This window comes from Leucobacter faecis, assembly GCF_054456635.2.
In genome coordinates this window covers 1-18,873 of the sequence record NZ_JBTJEP020000032.1, presented here as the reverse complement: position 1 = coordinate 18,873, position 18,873 = coordinate 1, and the positions used below count along the sequence as shown (strand labels likewise).

The 18,873-nt window shown below is 64.2% G+C and carries 23 protein-coding genes; 15 read left to right on the top strand and 8 right to left on the bottom strand.

The features are described from left to right. Nucleotides 1-75: 75 nt before the first annotated feature. On the bottom strand, nucleotides 76-720 hold the full coding sequence (locus ACXR2T_RS15605) for a TetR/AcrR family transcriptional regulator (RefSeq protein WP_458840437.1): 645 nt from the start codon (nucleotides 718-720) through the stop codon (nucleotides 76-78). 91 nt (nucleotides 721-811) lie between these two features. Here ACXR2T_RS15605 and ACXR2T_RS15600 point away from each other — a divergent pair, with 91 nt between their 5' ends. From ACXR2T_RS15600 to ACXR2T_RS15585, 4 genes are read left to right on the top strand one after another with little or no spacing between them, the layout of a single operon-like run. Next, nucleotides 812-1,453: a biotin transporter BioY gene (locus tag ACXR2T_RS15600; RefSeq protein ID WP_458840438.1), complete on the top strand. Its 642-nt coding sequence runs from the start codon at nucleotides 812-814 to the stop codon at nucleotides 1,451-1,453. 11 nt (nucleotides 1,454-1,464) lie between these two features. Then, complete coding sequence (locus tag ACXR2T_RS15595; RefSeq protein ID WP_458840440.1) at nucleotides 1,465-2,208, top strand: energy-coupling factor ABC transporter ATP-binding protein; 744 nt, start codon at nucleotides 1,465-1,467, stop codon at nucleotides 2,206-2,208. Then, nucleotides 2,205-2,840: an energy-coupling factor transporter transmembrane component T family protein gene (locus tag ACXR2T_RS15590; RefSeq protein ID WP_458840442.1), complete on the top strand. Its 636-nt coding sequence runs from the start codon at nucleotides 2,205-2,207 to the stop codon at nucleotides 2,838-2,840. The genes ACXR2T_RS15595 and ACXR2T_RS15590 overlap by 4 nt, the downstream gene beginning before the upstream one ends. Before the next feature lie 9 nt (nucleotides 2,841-2,849). Further along, the gene (locus ACXR2T_RS15585; RefSeq protein WP_458840444.1) at nucleotides 2,850-3,326 is read left to right on the top strand and encodes an SseB family protein; all 477 of its coding nucleotides are present in this window, start codon (nucleotides 2,850-2,852) and stop codon (nucleotides 3,324-3,326) included. Nucleotides 3,327-3,331: 5 nt separating this feature from the next. Here the strand turns inward: ACXR2T_RS15585 and ACXR2T_RS15580 are convergent, their stop codons facing one another. Continuing rightward, nucleotides 3,332-3,901, bottom strand: a complete 570-nt coding sequence (locus ACXR2T_RS15580; RefSeq protein ID WP_458816911.1) for an HdeD family acid-resistance protein — start codon at nucleotides 3,899-3,901, stop codon at nucleotides 3,332-3,334. A gap of 183 nt (nucleotides 3,902-4,084) precedes the next feature. On the opposite strand from ACXR2T_RS15580, the gene ACXR2T_RS15575 reads away from it, so the two are divergent. Together ACXR2T_RS15575 and ACXR2T_RS15570 are read left to right on the top strand one after the other, a co-directional pair. Next, a complete protein-coding gene (locus ACXR2T_RS15575; protein ID WP_458816913.1) occupies nucleotides 4,085-4,375 on the top strand; it encodes a cupin domain-containing protein in 291 nt (96 codons plus the stop codon). Further along, entirely contained in the window at nucleotides 4,372-4,830 is a 459-nt protein-coding gene (locus ACXR2T_RS15570; protein ID WP_458840445.1) for a GNAT family N-acetyltransferase, read from the top strand. The genes ACXR2T_RS15575 and ACXR2T_RS15570 overlap by 4 nt, the downstream gene beginning before the upstream one ends. Before the next feature lie 24 nt (nucleotides 4,831-4,854). On the opposite strand, the gene ACXR2T_RS15565 is transcribed toward ACXR2T_RS15570, so the two are convergent. Further along, on the bottom strand, nucleotides 4,855-5,256 hold the full coding sequence (locus tag ACXR2T_RS15565; protein WP_458816915.1) for an acyl-CoA thioesterase: 402 nt from the start codon (nucleotides 5,254-5,256) through the stop codon (nucleotides 4,855-4,857). Between the two features lie 38 nt (nucleotides 5,257-5,294). On the opposite strand from ACXR2T_RS15565, the gene ACXR2T_RS15560 reads away from it, so the two are divergent. Then, nucleotides 5,295-6,563, top strand: a complete 1,269-nt coding sequence (locus ACXR2T_RS15560) for an MFS transporter (protein WP_458840446.1) — start codon at nucleotides 5,295-5,297, stop codon at nucleotides 6,561-6,563. A gap of 26 nt (nucleotides 6,564-6,589) precedes the next feature. Here ACXR2T_RS15560 and ACXR2T_RS15555 read toward each other — a convergent pair whose 3' ends face one another. After that, the gene (locus tag ACXR2T_RS15555) at nucleotides 6,590-6,835 is read right to left on the bottom strand and encodes a hypothetical protein (protein ID WP_458816919.1); all 246 of its coding nucleotides are present in this window, start codon (nucleotides 6,833-6,835) and stop codon (nucleotides 6,590-6,592) included. 149 nt (nucleotides 6,836-6,984) lie between these two features. Here ACXR2T_RS15555 and tagD point away from each other — a divergent pair, with 149 nt between their 5' ends. Next, nucleotides 6,985-7,383: a glycerol-3-phosphate cytidylyltransferase gene (tagD, locus tag ACXR2T_RS15550; RefSeq protein WP_458816921.1), complete on the top strand. Its 399-nt coding sequence runs from the start codon at nucleotides 6,985-6,987 to the stop codon at nucleotides 7,381-7,383. 68 nt (nucleotides 7,384-7,451) lie between these two features. On the opposite strand, the gene ACXR2T_RS15545 is transcribed toward tagD, so the two are convergent. Beyond that, nucleotides 7,452-8,471, bottom strand: a complete 1,020-nt coding sequence (locus ACXR2T_RS15545) for a magnesium and cobalt transport protein CorA (RefSeq protein ID WP_458840448.1) — start codon at nucleotides 8,469-8,471, stop codon at nucleotides 7,452-7,454. A gap of 292 nt (nucleotides 8,472-8,763) precedes the next feature. Here ACXR2T_RS15545 and ACXR2T_RS15540 point away from each other — a divergent pair, with 292 nt between their 5' ends. Continuing rightward, nucleotides 8,764-9,903, top strand: a complete 1,140-nt coding sequence (locus tag ACXR2T_RS15540) for a Fic family protein (RefSeq protein WP_458840450.1) — start codon at nucleotides 8,764-8,766, stop codon at nucleotides 9,901-9,903. Between the two features lie 75 nt (nucleotides 9,904-9,978). Here the strand turns inward: ACXR2T_RS15540 and ACXR2T_RS15535 are convergent, their stop codons facing one another. The 3 genes from ACXR2T_RS15535 to ACXR2T_RS15525 are packed head-to-tail and all read right to left on the bottom strand — an operon-like array spanning nucleotide 9,979 to nucleotide 12,713. After that, nucleotides 9,979-10,758, bottom strand: a complete 780-nt coding sequence (locus ACXR2T_RS15535; protein ID WP_458816929.1) for an amino acid ABC transporter ATP-binding protein — start codon at nucleotides 10,756-10,758, stop codon at nucleotides 9,979-9,981. Further along, a complete protein-coding gene (locus ACXR2T_RS15530; protein WP_458816931.1) occupies nucleotides 10,755-11,801 on the bottom strand; it encodes an amino acid ABC transporter permease in 1,047 nt (348 codons plus the stop codon). The genes ACXR2T_RS15535 and ACXR2T_RS15530 overlap by 4 nt, the downstream gene beginning before the upstream one ends. A gap of 12 nt (nucleotides 11,802-11,813) precedes the next feature. Continuing rightward, complete coding sequence (locus tag ACXR2T_RS15525; protein WP_458840451.1) at nucleotides 11,814-12,713, bottom strand: ABC transporter substrate-binding protein; 900 nt, start codon at nucleotides 12,711-12,713, stop codon at nucleotides 11,814-11,816. A 223-nt stretch (nucleotides 12,714-12,936) separates the two neighbouring features. On the opposite strand from ACXR2T_RS15525, the gene ACXR2T_RS15520 reads away from it, so the two are divergent. The 6 genes from ACXR2T_RS15520 (at nucleotide 12,937) to ACXR2T_RS15495 (ending at nucleotide 18,640) form a co-directional block, all read left to right on the top strand. After that, a complete protein-coding gene (locus ACXR2T_RS15520) occupies nucleotides 12,937-13,872 on the top strand; it encodes a methyltransferase family protein (protein ID WP_458816935.1) in 936 nt (311 codons plus the stop codon). A gap of 149 nt (nucleotides 13,873-14,021) precedes the next feature. Continuing rightward, nucleotides 14,022-15,101, top strand: coding sequence for a histidinol-phosphate transaminase (gene hisC / locus ACXR2T_RS15515; protein WP_458840452.1), 1,080 nt, complete (start codon nucleotides 14,022-14,024; stop codon nucleotides 15,099-15,101). A gap of 200 nt (nucleotides 15,102-15,301) precedes the next feature. After that, nucleotides 15,302-16,312: an ABC transporter substrate-binding protein gene (locus tag ACXR2T_RS15510; RefSeq protein ID WP_458816938.1), complete on the top strand. Its 1,011-nt coding sequence runs from the start codon at nucleotides 15,302-15,304 to the stop codon at nucleotides 16,310-16,312. A 5-nt stretch (nucleotides 16,313-16,317) separates the two neighbouring features. Continuing rightward, entirely contained in the window at nucleotides 16,318-17,280 is a 963-nt protein-coding gene (locus ACXR2T_RS15505; protein ID WP_458816941.1) for an ABC transporter permease, read from the top strand. 16 nt (nucleotides 17,281-17,296) lie between these two features. After that, a complete protein-coding gene (locus ACXR2T_RS15500; RefSeq protein ID WP_458816943.1) occupies nucleotides 17,297-18,088 on the top strand; it encodes an ABC transporter ATP-binding protein in 792 nt (263 codons plus the stop codon). A gap of 54 nt (nucleotides 18,089-18,142) precedes the next feature. Beyond that, nucleotides 18,143-18,640, top strand: coding sequence for an Lrp/AsnC family transcriptional regulator (locus ACXR2T_RS15495; RefSeq protein ID WP_458816945.1), 498 nt, complete (start codon nucleotides 18,143-18,145; stop codon nucleotides 18,638-18,640). Nucleotides 18,641-18,873 lie beyond the last annotated feature (233 nt).

Sequence of the window (18,873 nt, the reverse complement as noted above, 5' to 3'; positions counted from 1 at the left end):
CTTCGTTGCGGCGACAAGAGATAACATTACGCAGTCCCGCCCCGCAGGGCAACCCGAGCCCCAGCGCCGGGCGTGTCACGCCCCTTCGCCAGCGCTGGCCCCGGTGGCCGCAAGTCCCGCCAGAATAATGTCCAGCCCTCGGGCAAACGAAGCCTCATGATCCTCTCGAGCATCGCCGGCAGTATCGCCAGCTCCGCCAAGACCCAGGTAACCTCCCTGCATGTCGGACACGAGTGCCCCGTGTTCGGCTGCGTACTGGTGCATCTGGGTAGCCTGCGCCTGCCCAAACGTGTAGAGCAGGAGCGTGCGCGCCCCGTCACGGCCCACCAAGCCCGTGAGGTCCTCTTCGACTCGCGATGCACCCAGCCGAAAGGCCGCAGCCGTCGCCACGACGTCGGCCCCGTCACGCACGACGAGCATCGCGCGCCGCATCTCGGCGCATATTTGCTCAGCCGCGACAGACGCATGAGGCAATGCGGGCGCTGCAGGCTCGGCGGCATCAGCGGCACCGAAGCCAAGGCCGAGACCGAGTCTCACCCCCGCCACAATCTCGTCAGCCATGAGTGCGAGTAGCGTCTGCTTGTCTGGCACATGGTGATAGAGCGCGCTTGGCTGAACCCCGAGCTCCGCCGCCACGCGCCGCATCGAGCACCCCTCAAGACCCTGCGCCTCAAGCACCCGCAGTGCGGCGGCCACGACGTCGGGGAGAGAGTTGCGCATTTCTCAACCTTAGCGCTAACCTGAACACCGTTCTCCAGAACACTGTTCAGGTTGACCGCGAGGCGGTTCACCCACGTTGAGAGGAACCCCCATGACCCGCAGCACCGCCGCCGCACACACACCGCCGTCCGGCGAAGTAAGCCAAACCACCCGCCGCAGCACGGCCACCGACCTCGCCCTGGTCGCGACCTTTGCCGCGCTCATCGCCGTGTGCTCTGTGGTGCCGGGCTTCAGCCTCGGGCCAGCCGCCATCACCCTACAGACCTTCGCAATCTTGCTGTGCGGCGCGGTGCTCGGCTCGAACCGCGGGTTTCTCGCGGTACTGCTGTACCTCGCGGTGGGTGCCATCGGGCTGCCGGTGTTCTCGGGCGGCGCGGCAGGTCTTGCTCCCTTTGCAGGCCCAACCGTGGGCTACCTCTTCAGCTTTCCGTTCGCGGCATGGCTTACCGGGTTTATCGTCGAGCGGCTGCCGCGTAAAAAGCTCGCGACAAGCATTCCGCTCATCTTCACGGCGGGCCTCGCTGCCAATCTCGTGTTCATTCATACGCTCGGCCCCCTCGGGCTCGCCTGGCGCGCAGACATGCCTATTGGGGCGGCGTTCGTGTTCGACCTCGCCTTCTGGCCCGGCGATCTGATCAAGACGCTGCTCATGGCCCTCGTAGCAACAGCCGTACACCGGGCCTTCCCAGCACTGCTGCCGCGACGCCAGCGCAAGAACAACACCGCAAAGTAGGCTGTCTCAGCGTGATCGAATTGCACAACGCCGCGGTGACGGCGCCCACGCCCAACGGTGACCTTGCAATCTTGCACCCCACCACGATCACGCTTTCAGAGCGCAAGATCTCGGTGATCGGCGCCAACGGTTCAGGCAAGTCGACACTCGCCCGGCTCTTCAACGGGCTCGTGCTCCCCACAGCGGGTAGCGTCACGATCACACCAGAAGTCAGCAACAACGCCAGCAACAACACCAGCACCACCGCAGCTACACCCCCCAGCTCGCTCAACACCGCGCGCAATGGCTCGGCGGTGCGCCGTAGCGTCGGGTTCGTGTTCACAGACCCCACCGCGCAGATGATCATGCCCACCGTGATCGAAGATATTGAGCTGTCACTGCGCAGACTGCACCGCAAGAAAGGCGAACGCAGGCAGGCCGCACAAGCAGCACTCGCCCGATTTGGGCTCGAGACGCTGCAGGACCGCAGCGTGCACGCCCTCTCGGGCGGTCAGCGCCAGCTGCTCGCGATCGCGTCGGTGCTCGCGACCGAGCCCGTGATCCTCGTCGCCGACGAGCCCACCACGCTGCTCGACCTCAAGAATGCCAGGCTCATCGGCGACCTGCTCATGAACATTGCGCAGCAAACCATCGTCGTCACCCACGACCTCGAGCTCGCCTCGCGCGCGCACCGCACGCTCGTCATAGCGCAGGGCCGCGTCGCGTTCGACGGCGCCCCACGCGAGGCCATCGCCTGGTATCGAGCGAACGCGTGAGCGTCGCCTCGCCGCTCGGCTCGTACATACCCGGCCGGGGTCCGCTACACCGGCTACGACCGGGCGCAAAGCTCGCCGGCCTCTTCGCGCTAGCAATCGCGGTCATGACCACCTCGAGCGCCTGGTGGACGGCGAGCTGGATCGTCATCGGTCTCGCCCTCGCCGCGGCTTCTGGGGTGCGCGGCGCGGGCCTTGGGCGAGTCGCTCGCGGCTTCGCGCTCATCGGCGTACCGCTTTTCGCGTTTCAGGCCTGGCAGCACGGCTGGCAGCAGGGCTTCACCGTCGTCGGCAACCTGCTCGCACTGATTCTCGCGGCGAGCGCGGTCACCGCCTCAACCGCCACCAATGACATGCTCGACACGGTCGCGTGGGCACTGCGGCCGCTCGCCCGCACGGGCATTGATCCGGATCGCATCGCCCTCGCGTTTGCACTCACCATTACCGCGATTCCAAGCATCCTTGCGATCGCGGCCGAGACGCGGCAAGCGGCACGCGCTCGCGGACTCGAGCGCAGCCCGCGAGCGCGCATCGTGCCACTCGTGCTGCGCACTGTCGCGCACGCGCAGGCGACCGGCGAGGCGCTCGCGGCCCGCGGGGCGTTCGAGCATGATCCGGATCACAAAGCGATCTAGGCTAGAAGCATGACCGACTCAGAAAGCGCCGAGAACGTACCCGACGACGTTCATGCTGATTATGTGAACGAGGGGGCGCGAGACGCGCTGGCCGCGTTTCAGGCGACGCCAGATTATGATCACCTGGCGAAGTTTTTGAACGCGCTGCGCGAGGGGTACCTCGTGGTTGACGTGACGGGTGAGCCGTCGAAGAAGAACAAAAAGGGCCCGCGCATTCGCACGATCCGGTCGACGCGGGGGCAGCTGGTGTTGCCACTGTTCACGTCGATGGACGAGCTGCGCAGTGTCGTGCCGGCCGAGCGCAGGCACCTGATGCGCGGTGCCGTGATGCCGGCGCGTGACGCGCTCGCGCTCATAGGCGCCGACCGGTTTGTGGCGGCCGAGTTCAATAAGGGGGCAGCTTCGCTCGTGCTGCTGCGCAAGTTCATCACGCTCGCGGTTGGCGAGGAGCCGATCACCGCCGAGTCGCTCGAGGCGATGAAGTAGGGCGGCTATTTGCGGCCGAGCTGAAACACCCGCACCACCTGCACGAGGCCCATCACCACCATCGAGATGCCCAGCAGCAGCCAGAGCGTCACCGCTCCCATGAGTGGCGACAGCACGAGCACGAGACCAGCGATCACGCTAATCGCGCCGTAAATGATGGTCCAGCTCTTACTGTCACTGCCCTTCACGAGCGTGAACGACATGATGCCCTCGAGGATCCACAGCACGCCGATCGTCACCGATAGGAACACCGCGAGCACCGCGGCCGTCGCGCCGAGGTTCGTCATCATGATCACGCCGCCTGCGATGTAGAGCAGGCCGAGCAGAATGTGCCCTGTGCGGGCCCAGCCACCGAGGCTCTTGCTAAACAGCGACGTGCCGATGTAAACGACTCCCGCCACGAGCGCGTAGGCCGCCATGATCGCGGCGACGATCTGCATCGCGACCTCCCCAGACTTCACCGGGAAGAATAGGATCAGCAGGCCCAGCACGATGGCGATGAGACCGCCGATTCCGAGCGCTGTGCGCACCCCGTCGCTCACGCGGCCCAGCATTTTGGCTTCGGGTGTAGACATCGTTGACTCCCTTATATAGGTTCTGTGCTTGCGCTTTGAGGCGTTCGCTCTAGTTCCCATGATGGCGTATGCGAGGCGTCGTGCACTATCCCCAATTGTGCGAGAGCCGGGGCCACCCCCTGAGCCCTAGAATGTTGCTATATCTTGTGCTGCGCAAGATCGCGCAGCCGATCAAGGAGGATCATGAGCACCGGAGCCAACGGCGTAGTACAGCTTGAGAACGAACTCTTTCGCGTCACCGAGTGGACGATTCAGCCCGGCGGCGTGATTCCCATGCACCGCCACGACTACGACTATGTCGTAGTGCCCATGGTGAGCGACAAGATGCACGTCGTGCAGGCCGATGGCGGCGAGATCGTCGCTGAGCTCGTCGCGGGTCAGAGCTACACCCGCCCGGCGGGCTCCGAACATCAGGTCGAGAACCGCACCTCGGGCTCCCCCATCGTGTTCGTCGAGATCGAACGGCTCGCATGAGCGAGCCCGATGTTGCCGTGCGCCCGGTCGCAGCGAGCGACCGGGCCGCATGGGCTGAGCTCTACCGCGGCTACCGCGACTTCTACAACAAGCCCCACGATGCAGCGGTGTTTGAGACCGTGTGGGGCTGGCTCATGGCCCCGGATCACGAGACCCGGTGCCTCATCGCGTTGGTGGGGGGCAAACCCGTGGGACTCGGCCACTTTCGCAGTTTTGCTCGGCCCATCGATGGCGGGCGCGGCCTCTACCTCGACGACCTGTTTACTGCGCCCGGGGCACGCGGATCCGGCGCAGCGGGCGCGATTCTTGAGCGCCTCGCCGAGATTGCACGCGATGAGGGCGCGAGCCTCGTGCGCTGGATCACGGCCGAAGACAACGCGACCGCCCGCAGACTGTACGACCGCGTCGCCCGGCAGACGCCGTGGGTGACGTACGACCTCGCGCCCGCGACGTAGATTGCGAGTGGCTGGTTGCGCGGGCTAGCGCCCGCGCAGCCGCTCGGTGCCGGGGGTAGCCGCGGTGAATCCGTGCGCCATCGGGTTACCCTCGTCGTCGACCGCGACGAACACGATCTCTTCGAGCGTGAGTACCTCGGCGCCCGTCACGGCGTTGTCCACGCGGCATGACAACGTGATCGACGTGCGCCCAAACTTCACAACGCGGTAGGTCAGTTCAAGCAGGTCACCGCGGTCGGCGCGCGAAACAAAGTCGATGGCCGACATGTGCCGGGTCACCACGTCGATGCGGCCGAGCTGGGCGACGGCGAGAATCGCGGCCTCTTCGTCGACCCACTGCAGCAGCCGGCCGCCAAACAGTGCCCCGTGCTGATTGAGGTCTTCGGGCTTAACCCACTTGCGCACGATCTGGCGGTATTCACTCATGCTGCCAGCCTACGCCCGCGGGTGAGACGATAGAGGCAATGGCAAACCCACTCGCATCTGACTCAGCCCCTTCACCCGACCGCCGCGACGCAGACCGTCTCGCGGGCCGCAGTACTAGCCGCCGCCAGGGCGTCGCCGCGGGGGCGCTCATTCTCGCGCTCGGGCTGAGCGTGCGCTTTCCCATCACGTCAGTGTCGCCGCTTCTACAAGACATCGGCTCGCACTACGGGCTCACCCAGTCGGGGCTCGCGGCGCTCAGCGCGATTCCGGTCTTGCTGTTTGGTCTCGCGTCGCCCCTAGCGCCGTGGCTCGTTGCTCGCCTCGGGCTCGAGCGCGCGCTCACGGTCTTGCTGGCGGCGCTCACGGTTGCGACGGCGGTGCGCCCGATAAACGCCCCGCTGCTGTTTGGTGGCACCGTCGTCGTTGGTGCCGCGATCGCATTGATCGGCATTCTCGCGCCGCAGGTGATTCGCCGTTCCCTGCCTAGGCGCGGCGGGTTTTGGACGGGCGTTTATACGACCGCGTTTGGTGCGAGCGCGGCCGCGGGGGCCGCGTTTGCCGTGCCCGTGTTTGCGCTGGTGGGAGAGCACACCGCGGTCGCACTCGCGAGCTGGGCCGTGCCTCTCCTCATCGCGCTCGGCGTGGTTCTAGGGTTTGCGCCGACGCTCAAGGGCGGAGGGCCCGAACGCCCCGACTCAGCCCCCACCGGGGCACCGTCTGTGTTCAAAGCGCCAGGGCTGTGGCCGGTCACCGGGTTCTTCGCCTGCCAGGCCCTCATCTATTTCTCGCTCACCGCATGGCTGCCCACGATCGCGGCCGATCGCGGCATGGATCCGGTGCAGGCTGGCCTGCTGCTCGCGTGGATGAGCGTCGCAGGGCTACCCGCATCGCTACTCGCGCCCACCCTCGCGGGTCGGGCTAACCTGCGCACGGCGCTCATTGTCACGGTCGCGTTGCTCTCGGCGACGGGTCTCACCGGGCTTGCTGTCGGGCCCATCGCGCTCGCCCCCGTCATGGTCGCCGTGTTGGGTGTCGCGCAGAGCGCCGCGTTTGGCCTGAGTATCGCGCTGATCGTCTTCACGGCGCCGAGCGCCGCGCAGACCGCAGCGTTCTCTGCGATCAGTCAGGGCGCGGGTTACCTCGTGGCAGCGGCCGGCCCACTGCTGTTGGGCCTCCTCTCCCAGCTCGGGTGGAGCTGGGAGACGATTTTGCTGATGCTCACCGCAGCGTCGCTGGGCAAGCTCGTGTTTGGGGTCGCGGCTTCACGTGCTTCACGTGCATCACGCGCGTCGGCCCGCGGGCATTGATCTAGATCTGCCCGCGGCCCACTGATTTAGCTGCGCCCCAGATCGCGTTCTGGGTCATCGATGTCTTTGCCATCGTCGTCATCAGCCATGCGCTCGGCAACCTTTTCGGCCACTTTCTCGGCGACCTCTTCAACGGACTCTTCGCTGAGGGTGTAAAAATGCGTAGCCGGGCCGAGGTGCGAGGCGCCGCCCTCGTCAACCCAACCGTCACCGGGGGTGTGCGCCGGGTCAGAGGTGTGATCATGAGTGCGAGGTTCGTCGGTGAATTGCATGGTTGCCTCCCTAATTACCGTAGGGTCGCGTCGTCGCTGACCCGCAACTTCAGCCTACGCCCGCGAATGTAAACCCGAAAGGGGGCGGCGGTGGCCCGCTTCACAGCAAGTGCACTGCGTCTTTGGCGGGTGGACTCTACTATGGAGGGATGAAGCGTATCTTGACCTACGGCACCTTCGACCTCTTGCACTGGGGGCACATTCGGCTGCTCAAGCGAGCCCGCGATCTGGGCGACTATCTCGTCGTGGCGGCTTCGACCGAAGAGTTCAATGCGGGTAAGGGTAAGAAGACTTACCACGACTTCGAAACCCGCAAGAACATGCTCGAAGCCGTACGCTACGTCGACCTCGTGATCCCCGAACAAGAGTGGGACCAGAAGATTCGAGACGTGCAGAAGTACGAGATCGACGCCGTCGTGATGGGCGGTGACTGGGAGGGCGACCCGCGTTTTGAGGTGCTGCGCGACTACTGCGAGGTTATCTACCTCGACCGCACCGAGGGCGTCTCAACCAGCAAGATCAAAAAGGATCTGGGCGTCAACGCGTAGACCTTCGTCTCAGACGGCGACACCGCAGGCGGGCGGTATCTCAAGCTGAGATACCGCCCGCCTGCGTGTCACAGCCAGTCCTTGCGCTTGAAGATCACATAGAGCCCGCCCGCAAACAGCAGCATCGCGGCGATAGAGAGCGGGTAGCCGCCCTTCCAGTCGAGCTCTGACATATGCTGAAAGTTCATTCCATAGATGCCGCTGATGAGCGTCGGCGCGAAGATGATCGCAGCCCAGCTCGAAATCTTTTTCATCTGGTCAGACTGCACGATGCTCGTCTCGGTCATGCGCTCCATCTGCTCTTCGCGCGCCTGCGCGGCGAGGCTCAGGTGCACGCTGAGCGCGCTCTGCAGCAGCTGACGGTAATTGTCGGCACGGTCGCAGATCGGGATCAGGTGATCGGCGACGTCGCGGATCGCGCGCTGCACCTCAATGTCGAGGTTGTTGGCCTCAGCAAAATGCTGCTCGTCGTGGAGCACCTCACGCAGCGGCCCGGTCGCGCGTTGAAACCCGATTACTTCGCGCGACAACATGTAGATGCGGCGAGCCACCTCACCGTCGCTGCCTTCGCCGTTAAACAGGTCGTCCTCGATCGAGGCGATGACTTTCTCGATGCTCGAGGCAACCGGGGCATAGTCGTCGACCACTCGGTCGACGATCGCGTGCAGCACGGCCATTGGGCCGCGCGCAAGCCGCTCGGGGCTCGCCTCAAGTGCTGCGTGCACCTCGGGCATGAAAAGTTTGTCGGCGAACTGCACCGAAATAATAAAGCTCGGGCCGACCAGTGCGTGGAGCTCTCCAAATTCCACGACATCGGTGTCGTGGTCATAGCGCGCCGGGCGCATCACCACGAACGAAACGTCGTCGTAGCGTTCAATCTTGGGCCGCTGGTTGCCCTCGGTCACGTCTTCCACCGCGAGCGGGTGTAATTGAAACACTTCAGCGAGCTCTGTCACTTCGGTGGCGCTCGGTTGATCGAGGCGCACCCACACGAAACCGCCCTCGCGCTCAGCTTGTAGGGCCGCCTCGCGCATGGAGCCGGCGTCCGTGAGCCGCGCCCCGTCACGGTACACCGCAATGTCAACCACAGTCACAACTGTTTCCCCCTCTGACTCGGCTACGTTGCCGCTGCTACGACCCTATCGAGGAACGCAGCGCAGGTGGGGCGTGATTGGATCCTGCGATTCGCAAGCTCACGCAGGATGACCACAGGAACAAGCTCAGGATGACCACAGGAACAAGCTCACGCAGGATGACCACAGGAACAAGCTCACGCAGGATGACCACAGGAACAAGCTCACGCAGAAGAGCCAATGATGTTTAATAAACATCATTGCGTGTGTAAAGTAGAAAGAGACAGCCCCACGGAGAGGGATCCCCATGTTCAGCGCACCAGAGTTAGACCCCGATGAACGCGCCGTTCGCGCATCAATCGAAGAACTGAACAACGAGCTACGCCTGCACGTTCGACAAGCAAACCGCTGGACCGGTGCCCTGCGTCGCACGACCCTCGCGCGCAACGTGCAAGGTTCCAACAGCATCGAAGGAATACATGCCAGCGTCGATGACGTGGGCGCAATTGCTGCGGGCGAGCATGCGTCTGCCGTCGACGAACCTACCGAACGGGCCCTTGCTGGCTACCAGCTCGCAATGACATATGTGCTGCAGCTCGCAAAGGGTGATTTCGAGATTGATGCTTCGCTCATACGTAGCCTGCACTTCATGGTCACTTCTCACGAGCTCACCAAGTGGCCGGGTCGGTTTCGCGAGGGGCCCGTGTACGTCTTACAGGAAGCGTCAGGTGACATAGTGCACGAGGGCGCACCAGCCAATGAACTCACGCGGCTTATCGCCGAGTTCGCCGCAAGCGCATCAAGCGAGAGCGACCCACTCATCGCTGCCGCCATGGCTCATCTCAACTTTGTGCTTATTCACCCGTTCAAAGACGGCAATGGCCGCATGGCTCGGGTGCTTCAGAGCCTTGTGCTTGCAAAAGATAGTGACTACTCCCCCGTCTTCATGACAATCGAAGAATACTTGGGTCGACACACACAGGGGTACTACGACGTGCTCGCCCAGGTGGGCCAGGGATCTTGGACAACAGCAGACCACAGCGCAGAGCTCGTTAAACCGTGGATCCGATTTATGCTTACCGCCCATTTCAACCAAGCGTTAGAGCGCAAGCAACGCATCGCAGCGGCTGGAGAAGCAGCCGCTGCGATGGACGAGATGGTGAGCTCAGTAGGCCTGCCATCTCGCACAACCGAAGCGCTCTACAGCCTAATGTTTGGCGGCACCATCACTCGCGCACGATACATTTCAGCGCTTGAAGAGTCGGGCGACCCCGTGTCAGAACAAACTGCGTCACGCGACCTACTCGCCCTGGTTCGAGCGCACTTGCTCGTGCCACACGGCGACAAGCGGGGTCGTCGTTACGGCCCCTCCCAATCTGTTGTCGAGGCCGCACGGGCCGCTGGACTCGGCTGGGCCTGGCGGGCCGTCGACCCGTTCGCGGCGTAGCTCGCGTCTGCAAAAGTGCCGCCCGCAGAGAATCTGCGGGCGGCACTGATCCGGATCAAAAGGCACCGGGCGGGGCTACAGCACCTTCGAGAGGAAGGCCTTGGTGCGCTCCCGCTGTGGGTTCGTGAGCACCTCGTTGGGGTCGCCCTCTTCGACGACGACGCCGCCGTCCATGAAGACGAGTTTGTCGGCGACCTCGCGAGCGAAGCCCATCTCGTGCGTCACGACGATCATCGTCATGCCACTCTCAGCGAGACCCTTCATGACGTCGAGCACCTCGCCCACAAGCTCGGGATCGAGCGCGCTAGTGGGCTCGTCAAACAGCATGAGCTTCGGGTCCATCGCGAGCGCGCGCGCGATCGCGACGCGCTGCTGTTGCCCACCCGACAGGTGCGCCGGGTAGTAGTCGTGCCGGTCGGCGAGCCCCACGCGCGCGAGCAGCTCCAACGCGCGCGTCTGCAGCGCAGCCTTCGACCCCTTCTTCAGCAGCGATGGCGCGAGCATCACGTTCTCGAGCGCGGTTTTGTGCGGAAACAGATTGAAGCGCTGAAATACCATGCCGATGTCGCGGCGCTGCTTGGCTGCCTCTTTGGGATGCATCTCGTAGATCTTCTCACCGTGCTGGCGGTACCCCACCAGCTCGCCGTCGACCCACAACCTGCCCGCGTTGATCGTCTCGAGGTGATTGATGCAGCGCAAAAATGTGCTCTTGCCCGAGCCCGACGGGCCCACCAGGCACAGCACCTCGCCGCGCGTCACTTCAAGCGAGATCGACTTGAGTACCTCGTTCGAGCCATACGCCTTCGAGATCGCCTCGGCCTTCACCATGGGCCGATTGCTGTTCTGTTCACTCATGGTCTGGCTCCACCTCCTCCGGGGGCGCCGTGCGGCGGCACGATGTGACGGCCCCCGTTTTTGTCTCGATACGTCGGATACGTGCCAGCGTCCTCACCCATCACTGAGATCGATGACGTCTCTACGGTCGGCTTCATCACGTCAGGGCGCTGCAACACACCCTTCGCGAAGTGCCGCTCGAGGTAGAACTGGCCGACCATCAGAATCGAAGTGACCAGCAGGTACCAGACCGACGCCACAATGAGCATGGGCACCGGCTCGTAGGTAACCGCCGCAATGTCGCGCTGGCGGCCGTAGAGGTCGAGCGTAAACGGCACTGCTGCTACCAGCGACGTCGTCTTGAGCATCGAGATGACCTCGTTGCCCGTGGGCGGAATAATCACGCGCATCGCCTGCGGCAGCACAACACGGGTCATGGTGTGCCACCAACCCAGCCCGAGCGCGATCGCGGCCTCGTCTTGTCCCTTATCGACGGCCAAGAGGCCTGCTCGCACGATCTCGGCCATGTAGGCGGCCTCGTTAAGGGCGAGACCGATCACGGCGAGCGTGAAGTACGACAGCAGGTCTTTCATGTCGATCGACACGAGCGCGTCAGTAAACGGAATACCCAGGTCGATGGTCTTGTAGATCGTGGGCACGAGGCCCCAGAACACGAGCTGCACGTACACCGGGGTGCCACGAAACAGCCACAGGTACGCCCACGCCACCGACTTCACGACGGGGTTGGGCGACAGTCGCATCACGGCCACCGTTATGCCCAGCACGATCGCAATGATCATGGAGTAGACGGTGAGCTGCAGCGTGTACCAGGCACCCGTCAAAATGCGGGTGTCAAAGAGATACTTGCCGGCCTCGGGCCAGTTAAAGACGGGCCTGTTGAACGCGGCGTCGTAGATGAAGAGCGCAGCGATCAGCACGAGCACCACGGCGAACGTGTTTCGCCACGGGTGCCGAAGCTTAATCGCTTGAATCGCTTCGGGCACCACCTGGGCGGTGGGGGGCGAGGCGGCAGGCCCCGCCCCCGTAGAACGAGTCTCAGACACTATGCCTGCTGCTTAGTTCTCAGCCGCGTTGATGGTTGCTTCCTTCAGCGCACCCGACTCGATGCCTGCCTTGGTGAGGATCTCAAGGTAGGTTCCGTCATCCATGAGCGACTGCAGTGCGGCCTGCACAGCCTTCGTCATTTCGCTGTCCTTCTGGGTCGCGAAGCCATAGGGTGCCGCGTCGAACAGGTCGCCCACGAGCTCGAGCTTGTCGCCGAGCTTCGCGACCGCGTCGCCCGTCACGGGCGAGTCTGCCGAGAATGCGTCGGCGCGACCCTGAACGACTGACTGGGTGACCTCGGGCTGGCCGTCAAAGCGCAGCACCTCGATAGCCTTCTTGCCTTCGTCGGTGCACTTCTTCGAGCGCGCCGGCATCTCGTCGGTGTCTTGCACGGTACCCGTCTGCACCGCGACCGTGAGACCGCACGCGTCATCGGGGTTCACGTCTGAGCCGACGGGCGCAGCCCACTGGCTACCGGCGTTCAAGAAGTTGACGAAGTCGACCGACTTCTGCCGCTCCTTCGTGTCGGTGAACGACGACGAGCCCATGTCGAGGCCGTCCTCTTGGATGCGGGGAATAATGCTGTCGAAGCCCAGAATCTCCCACTTGGGCTTGAGCCCCAGCTTCTCTGAGACCGCCGTAGCAAGGTCGACGCCCCAGCCCACGGGGTTACCGTTGCTGTCCTTGTACTCGTTGGGCGGGTACTCGGCGTCGGTGCCCACGCGCAGCTCACCCGACTTCTTCACGGCCTCGGGCAGCAACGCCACCGCAGCCTCATCGACCGCGACGGTCGACGTGCTGCCGCCCTCGGCGGGCTTCTCAGTGTCGGTGGCACCCTCGGTGTTGGTGCAGCCGGTCAGGGCGAGCAGTGCGGCGGCGGCGAACGCCGGCAGTGCGTAGCGAATCTTCATTGATCCCTCCAGATGGGAAGACCAGGTGGCCCTGGTGTTGGTGTCGTTTTTGAGTGTACTGCTCTGCGCATGTCACCCGCTTATAGAGTATCTACCCCGCTCAATACGGTGACTGTAGCGCGAGACGTTTCTGGCGGAATCACGCGGATTCTCACGGTGTGGCGCTGCCCCACCGCCCACCCTTGCTGCATAACGTTATGGTGACGGCCCATAAACTGGCGTGGTGTCACGTTGCCCGCAGCTGCTTGCCCGCAGTTATTTCGCCGTTCAAGCCGCGAGCGCGGCCCTCTGGTGGGCGCTCGTGTTCACGCTGCCCACGGTGCGCGAGGCGACACTGGGCAGGCTGGATCCGGCGCTCGTGGGGGCTTTCGACGTGCCCCTTTTTGCGGTCGCGTCGCTGCTCGCTGCGTGCGGGGCGCGCTGGGCGACCTGGGTCGCGTGGCCCTGGACCCTGTTCGTGACCGTGGCGCTCACCGCCTACGCTGCGACCACCGGGTCTGCAGGCTGGGGCGTGCTCGCGATGCTCGCGGCTTCTTGTGGCACGACGGTCGCGGCAATGCTGCTGCTGTGGGGGCGCGTGCCGACCGAGCTGCTGCTGACCGGGCCGCTGCGCATTCGCGTGGCTAGCGAGGCGAGCGCGGCCCGGCACAGCCTCGCGACCGGCGCACAAATCGTCGTGTTCTGGGGCTTGTTTCTCGCGGTCATTCCCCTCGCCATCACCGCGCTCGAGACGCGCGTGGGGCTGCAGCTCACGATGCCTCTGGGGCTCCGGATCGCGGGTGTATCGCTGCTCGCGGCGGCGAGCGCGCTGGGCTTGTGGGCAGCGGCGGCGATGTCGACGCGTGGCGCGGGTACGCCGCTCCCCTCAGCGACCGCGCGCAAGCTCGTGGTGGCGGGCCCGTACCTATTGGTGCGCAATCCGATGGCGGTTGCTGGGATCACGCAGGGCGTCGCGGTGGGGCTGCTGCTGGGGTCGTGGCTGGTCGTCGTGTATGCGCTCGCCGGCTCGCTCGTATGGAATTGGGGGGTGCGCCCGCACGAGGAGGCCGACCTCGAGGCGCGGTTTGGTGATGAGTATCGCGCGTACCGGTCGGCGGTGCGGTGTTGGGTGCCGGGGTGGCCTGTGGCCCGACGCTCTCGCATCGCCCGCACGGACTGAACAAGCTGTATAGGGCGTTTGCGATTTGACGGTGCGGACCGTACACGCTGCTAGTTGATCTCGTCACCGATTGCACCGTCTCGCCCGTTCTTCATACAGTGCTGCACATCGCGCATCTCGCGCGTCATGCGCACATTCATTGGAGAATCATGCAGGTACACCTTCGCCAGAGCCTCACGCACGTTCCGCCCTATCGTCAGGGTAAGCAGCCCCTCCCCGGCGCCAGTAAGCTTTCGTCAAACGAGTCCCCGCACCCGCCGCTCCCCGCCGTGGTGCAGGCGGTGGCCGCTCAGCTCGACGGGTTTCACCGCTACCCCGACATCGCGGCGCTGCCCGTGCGCACGCTGCTGGCCGACCGTCTCGGGGTAGATGTCGAGCGCGTCACGCTCGGGGCGGGTTCGGTGGAGGTCGCCGCGCAACTGATTCACGCTGTCACCGACCCCGGCGACGAGGTGATGTTTGCGTGGCGCTCGTTCGAGGCGTACCCGTCACTCGTGCGCATCGCGGGCGCCATACCCGTAGAGGTGCCGCTCGACGAGCAAGCGACGCACAACCTTGACGCGATGCTCGCAGCGATCACCCCGCGCACCCGCCTCATCTTTATCTGTAACCCCAATAACCCGACGGGCACAGTGGTGGGCGCTGCCGAGCTCGAGGCGTTCGTCGCGGCGGTGCCGCACGACGTGCTCGTCGTTATCGATGAAGCGTACGTGCATTTTGATCGCACGCCGGATCGCGCAGACGGCATCGACCTGTTTATGCGTCACCCTCACGTCGCGGTGCTGCACACCTTCTCGAAGGCCTACGGCCTTGCTGGGCTGCGCATTGGGTACGCCGTCTCACCGCCGCACGTTGCTGAGGCGCTGCGCAAGGTGGCTGTCCCGTTTGGGGTGACGAGCCTCGCACAGGCTGCGGCTATCGCCTCGCTCGAGGCCGAAACCGAGCTCGCGGCACGCATCGACGAGGTGGTCGCGCAGCGCGGTCGCATGTTCGATGCGCTGCAGGCGGCGCGGCTTGATCCGGTGCCTTCGCAGGCAAATTTTGTGTGGGTGCCCGATCATAACGCGGCGGGCGTGAGCGCGGTGACGCTCGGGGCGCTGTTTGAAACGCATGGCGCCGTGGCGCGCGTGTTTGCGGGCGAGGGCGTCAGAATCTCAAGCGGCGGTGCGTCAGACATCGAACGCGTGGTGCGCGCGCTCGAGACAGTCACACCCGCACTTGCCCGCTGAGCTATACAGCTTGTCTAGCTGACTACGCGTTCCACTTGCCCAACTGCACCATCTGTCTACACCGCTCGCGAGATGTGGCGGGCGGCGCGATTCTCTGAGTACGATCGGGGCCGAACAGAGCTGTTCGCCCACAGTGCTCTCGCATCCCCGGCCAATTCTGGCTCGCAGACCGCACGCATTATTTGAATGAGGACATGACAATGACCGTCACCCGCCTTCCCCGTAAATTTCTCACGCTCGCGGCCATCGCCGCGACCGCCGCCCTCGGTCTGAGCGCTTGCTCGTCGGGCGCGGGCGATGCCGCCGCCGGCGACTCGAAGATGATCACCGTCGGTATCGGCCAGTTCGTGCAGGCACCACCGCTCGACGCTGCCACCAATGGCTTCAAGCAGGCGTTCATCGACGCGGGCTACGTCGAGGGTGAGACCGTCAAGTTCGACGTGAAAAACGCGAACGCCGAGGTCGCCACCAGCACCACGATCGCACAGACCTTCGCAACTCAGGGCGTCGACCTGGTGCTGGGCGTCGCCACCCCGGTCGCGCAGGCGGCGATGCAGAACATTACCGACATTCCCGTGCTGTTCACGGCCGTCACCGACCCGGTCGCCGCCGACCTCGTCGAGTCGAACGATGCGCCCGGTTCAAACGTCACCGGCACGAGTGACCTCACCCCGGTCGCCGATCAGATCGATCTCATCACCGAGATCAAGCCCGAGACGAAGAAGATCGGCGTCGTCTACTCGTCGGGCGAAGTGAACTCGCAGGTGCTCGTTGAGCTGGCGCGCGAGGCCGCGAAATCACACGGCATCGAGATCGTCGAAGCAACCGTCACCAACGCGGGCGAGCTGAAGCAGGCGACCGAGTCGCTCGGCGACGTCGACGCGATCTACACCCCCAGCGACAACCTCGTGATCTCGGGCATCGGCGCGGTCGTGGGCGTGGCCGAGGAGCGCGGCATTCTCGTAGTGGGCGCCGACGCGGCTCACGTCGAGGGCGGCGCGGTCGCCACGATTGGCATCGACTACGAGAAGCTCGGCTACCAGACCGGCGAGATGGCTGTGCGCATTCTGAAGGACGGCGCAGACCCGGCCACGATGGCCGTCGAAACCTCGAACAGCCTACAGCTCGTGATCAACCCCGAGTCGGCGAAGCGCGTGGGCATTGAGCTGCCCGCCTCGGTCGTCGACCGCGCCGACAGCACGGTCGAGTAAGCGCCATGATCGGAGCTCTCGAACTCGGCCTCATCTATGGCGTGATGGCCCTGGGCGTCTACCTGACGTTTCGCATTCTCAACTTCCCAGACCTCACCGTCGATGGCAGTTTCACTACGGGCGCCGCGGTCTCGGCCGCGATGATCGTGAACGGCCAGAACCCGCTTCTCGCCACCCTCGCTGGCGCGGCCGCTGGCCTCGTCGCGGGCGCCATCACCGGCGTGCTGCACACCAAGGGCCGGATCGACGGGTTGCTCGCCGGGATTCTCACGATGATCGCGCTGTGGTCCGTGAACCTGCGCATCATGGGGATGGCAAACGTGCCGCTCTTACGTGAAGACACACTCTTCACCCCGCTGCGCGAGGCCGGCTGGATCGGCAAGACGTGGTTCGCGGTGCTCGTCATCACGGCACTACTGTTTGCGCTGAAACTCATTGTCGACTGGTTCTTGTCGACCGACCTGGGACTCGCGATCCAGGCGACGGGCAACAACGAACAGATGATTCGTAGCTTCGGTGTGAACACCGACGGCATGAAGATTCTCACGCTGGCGCTCTCGAACGGGCTCGTCGCGCTCGCCGGTGCGCTGGTCGCGCAGTACCAGGGCTTCGCCGATATCAGTATGGGTGTCGGCCTGATTCTGGTGGGCCTCGCATCGGTGATCCTTGGCCAGGCCGTGTTCGGTCAGCGCAACATTTTCATGGCCAGCCTCGCCGTGCTCGTGGGCTCGGTGCTCTACCGACTCATCATCTTCTTCGCGCTCATCGCAGGCCTCAATCCCAACGATATGCGCGCGGTCACCGCGCTGCTCGTCGTTGCCGCGCTGCTGTTGCCGCGCTGGGGGTTCTTGAAGAAGATCCCATCACTTGCGGGTCGCGGCAATCGCAGGCCTTCACCCCAGGATCCACCGCCCGAGCCAGACGTCTCGGCCACCACCGGCGTCAAGATTCCCGTCTCAGCGAAGTAGACCTAAGGAGGCACTCATGCTCAATATTGACCACATTTCGAAGACCTTCTTTGCAGGCACCATCAACGAGCGGCGTGCGCTCGTCGACGTAAATCTCGAGCTCGCAGAGGGTGACTTCGTCACCGTCATTGGTTCAAACGGCGCGGGCAAGTCGACGCTGCTCAACGCGGTCGCGGGCCGCTACATTGTCGACACGGGCAGCATCTCGATCGACAATAAGCCTGTCACCAAACTGCAGGAGTACCAGCGCGCCAAGTATGTGGGGCGCGTCTTTCAGGACCCAATGGCGGGCACAGCACCCGACCTGACGATCGAGAAGAACCTGTCGCTCGCGCTGCTGCGCGGTAAGAACCGCGGGCTGAACCGTGGCACGACCCGCTCGAGGCGCGAACGCTTCATCGAAGAGCTGAAATCGCTCGAGTTGGGTCTCGAGAACCGCCTCACCGCAAAGGTGGGGCTGCTCTCGGGCGGCCAGCGCCAAGCGCTGTCGCTGCTCATGTCGGGGTTCACACAGCCGCGCATTCTGCTGCTCGACGAGCACACCGCCGCGCTCGACCCGCAACGCGCCGCGCTCGTCACCGACCTCACCGAGCGCATCGTTTCCCAGGGCGGGCTCACCACGCTCATGGTGACCCACAACATGGAGCAAGCGCTCAGGCTCGGCAATCGCCTCATCATGATGCACGAGGGGCGCATCGTGTTTCAGGCGAACGCTGCCGAGAAGCGGGAACTCACCGTGCCGCTGCTGCTCGAGGAGTTCGCCAAGATCAAGGGAGCCCAGCTCGACGACCGGGCGCTGCTCGCGTAGCCTCGCACAACCCGACCGGACTGAATACTATTGAGGTTGCATACGAGGACGGCTGTGGCAAACAACGAGGTGGAATTGCAGATCGATTCATTGGACGCTCGGCTGATTCAGCTTCTGAGCGCCGAGGCCGGGATCTCGATTGTGGAGTGTGCCAGGCGCTTAGGCGTCGCCCGCGCGACCGCACAAAGCAGGCTCGACAAGTTGCGTAGTCGCGGCGTCATCACGTCTGAAGCGCCAACGATTGATCCGGCGGCGCTCGGCTACCCGCTGCGCACCTACTGCATCATTCAGGTACGGCAGACTGTCAACCACGATGTGATCGCCGAGCGTCTGTCGCACATTCCCGAAATGCTCGAGCTCGACACGATCACGGGCGACTTCGACATGATGGCCACCGTCGTGTCGAGGTCGACCGTTGACCTGCAGCGCGTGCTCGATCTGATCTCAAACACCGACGGCATTTTGCGGGTGTCGACGAGGCTCACACTGGCGAGCCACTTCAGAAACCGCATCTTGCCACTCGTGGCACAGGCCTCAGAGCAGATTCCCTAGCCGCACGCGGCCACGACACCCGTCATTCTGCGGGAACGACCACAAGCCGTCATTCTGCGGGAGCGAAGCGACTCGCAGAATCCACAAACCCCTGGGTCCTGCGACTCCTACGTCGCGCAGGACGACCGGAAGGGCGCATAAGGTCCGGACGCAACACCTGAGTTGACCGAATTAGTGACCACCACTTAACTCACCAAGATCGCTTAACATCCCCGCAACCTCGCCTGTCAGGG

Excerpts from the sequence above, each read along its gene's own strand:
- ACXR2T_RS15585 (WP_458840444.1), top strand. The coding sequence starts at position 2,850 with ATGACCGACTCAGAAAGCGCCGAGAACGTACCCGACGACGTTCATGCT.
- ACXR2T_RS15500 (WP_458816943.1), top strand. The coding sequence starts at position 17,297 with ATGCTCAATATTGACCACATTTCGAAGACCTTCTTTGCAGGCACCATC.
- ACXR2T_RS15570 (WP_458840445.1), top strand. The coding sequence starts at position 4,372 with ATGAGCGAGCCCGATGTTGCCGTGCGCCCGGTCGCAGCGAGCGACCGG.
- ACXR2T_RS15605 (WP_458840437.1), bottom strand. The coding sequence starts at position 720 with ATGCGCAACTCTCTCCCCGACGTCGTGGCCGCCGCACTGCGGGTGCTT.
- ACXR2T_RS15575 (WP_458816913.1), top strand. The coding sequence starts at position 4,085 with ATGAGCACCGGAGCCAACGGCGTAGTACAGCTTGAGAACGAACTCTTT.
- ACXR2T_RS15555 (WP_458816919.1), bottom strand. The coding sequence starts at position 6,835 with ATGCAATTCACCGACGAACCTCGCACTCATGATCACACCTCTGACCCG.
- ACXR2T_RS15525 (WP_458840451.1), bottom strand. The coding sequence starts at position 12,713 with ATGAAGATTCGCTACGCACTGCCGGCGTTCGCCGCCGCCGCACTGCTC.
- ACXR2T_RS15505 (WP_458816941.1), top strand. The coding sequence starts at position 16,318 with ATGATCGGAGCTCTCGAACTCGGCCTCATCTATGGCGTGATGGCCCTG.
- tagD (WP_458816921.1), top strand. The coding sequence starts at position 6,985 with ATGAAGCGTATCTTGACCTACGGCACCTTCGACCTCTTGCACTGGGGG.
- hisC (WP_458840452.1), top strand. The coding sequence starts at position 14,022 with ATGCAGGTACACCTTCGCCAGAGCCTCACGCACGTTCCGCCCTATCGT.
- ACXR2T_RS15600 (WP_458840438.1), top strand. The coding sequence starts at position 812 with ATGACCCGCAGCACCGCCGCCGCACACACACCGCCGTCCGGCGAAGTA.
- ACXR2T_RS15535 (WP_458816929.1), bottom strand. The coding sequence starts at position 10,758 with ATGAGTGAACAGAACAGCAATCGGCCCATGGTGAAGGCCGAGGCGATC.
- ACXR2T_RS15565 (WP_458816915.1), bottom strand. The coding sequence starts at position 5,256 with ATGAGTGAATACCGCCAGATCGTGCGCAAGTGGGTTAAGCCCGAAGAC.
- ACXR2T_RS15540 (WP_458840450.1), top strand. The coding sequence starts at position 8,764 with ATGTTCAGCGCACCAGAGTTAGACCCCGATGAACGCGCCGTTCGCGCA.
- ACXR2T_RS15560 (WP_458840446.1), top strand. The coding sequence starts at position 5,295 with ATGGCAAACCCACTCGCATCTGACTCAGCCCCTTCACCCGACCGCCGC.
- ACXR2T_RS15580 (WP_458816911.1), bottom strand. The coding sequence starts at position 3,901 with ATGTCTACACCCGAAGCCAAAATGCTGGGCCGCGTGAGCGACGGGGTG.
- ACXR2T_RS15510 (WP_458816938.1), top strand. The coding sequence starts at position 15,302 with ATGACCGTCACCCGCCTTCCCCGTAAATTTCTCACGCTCGCGGCCATC.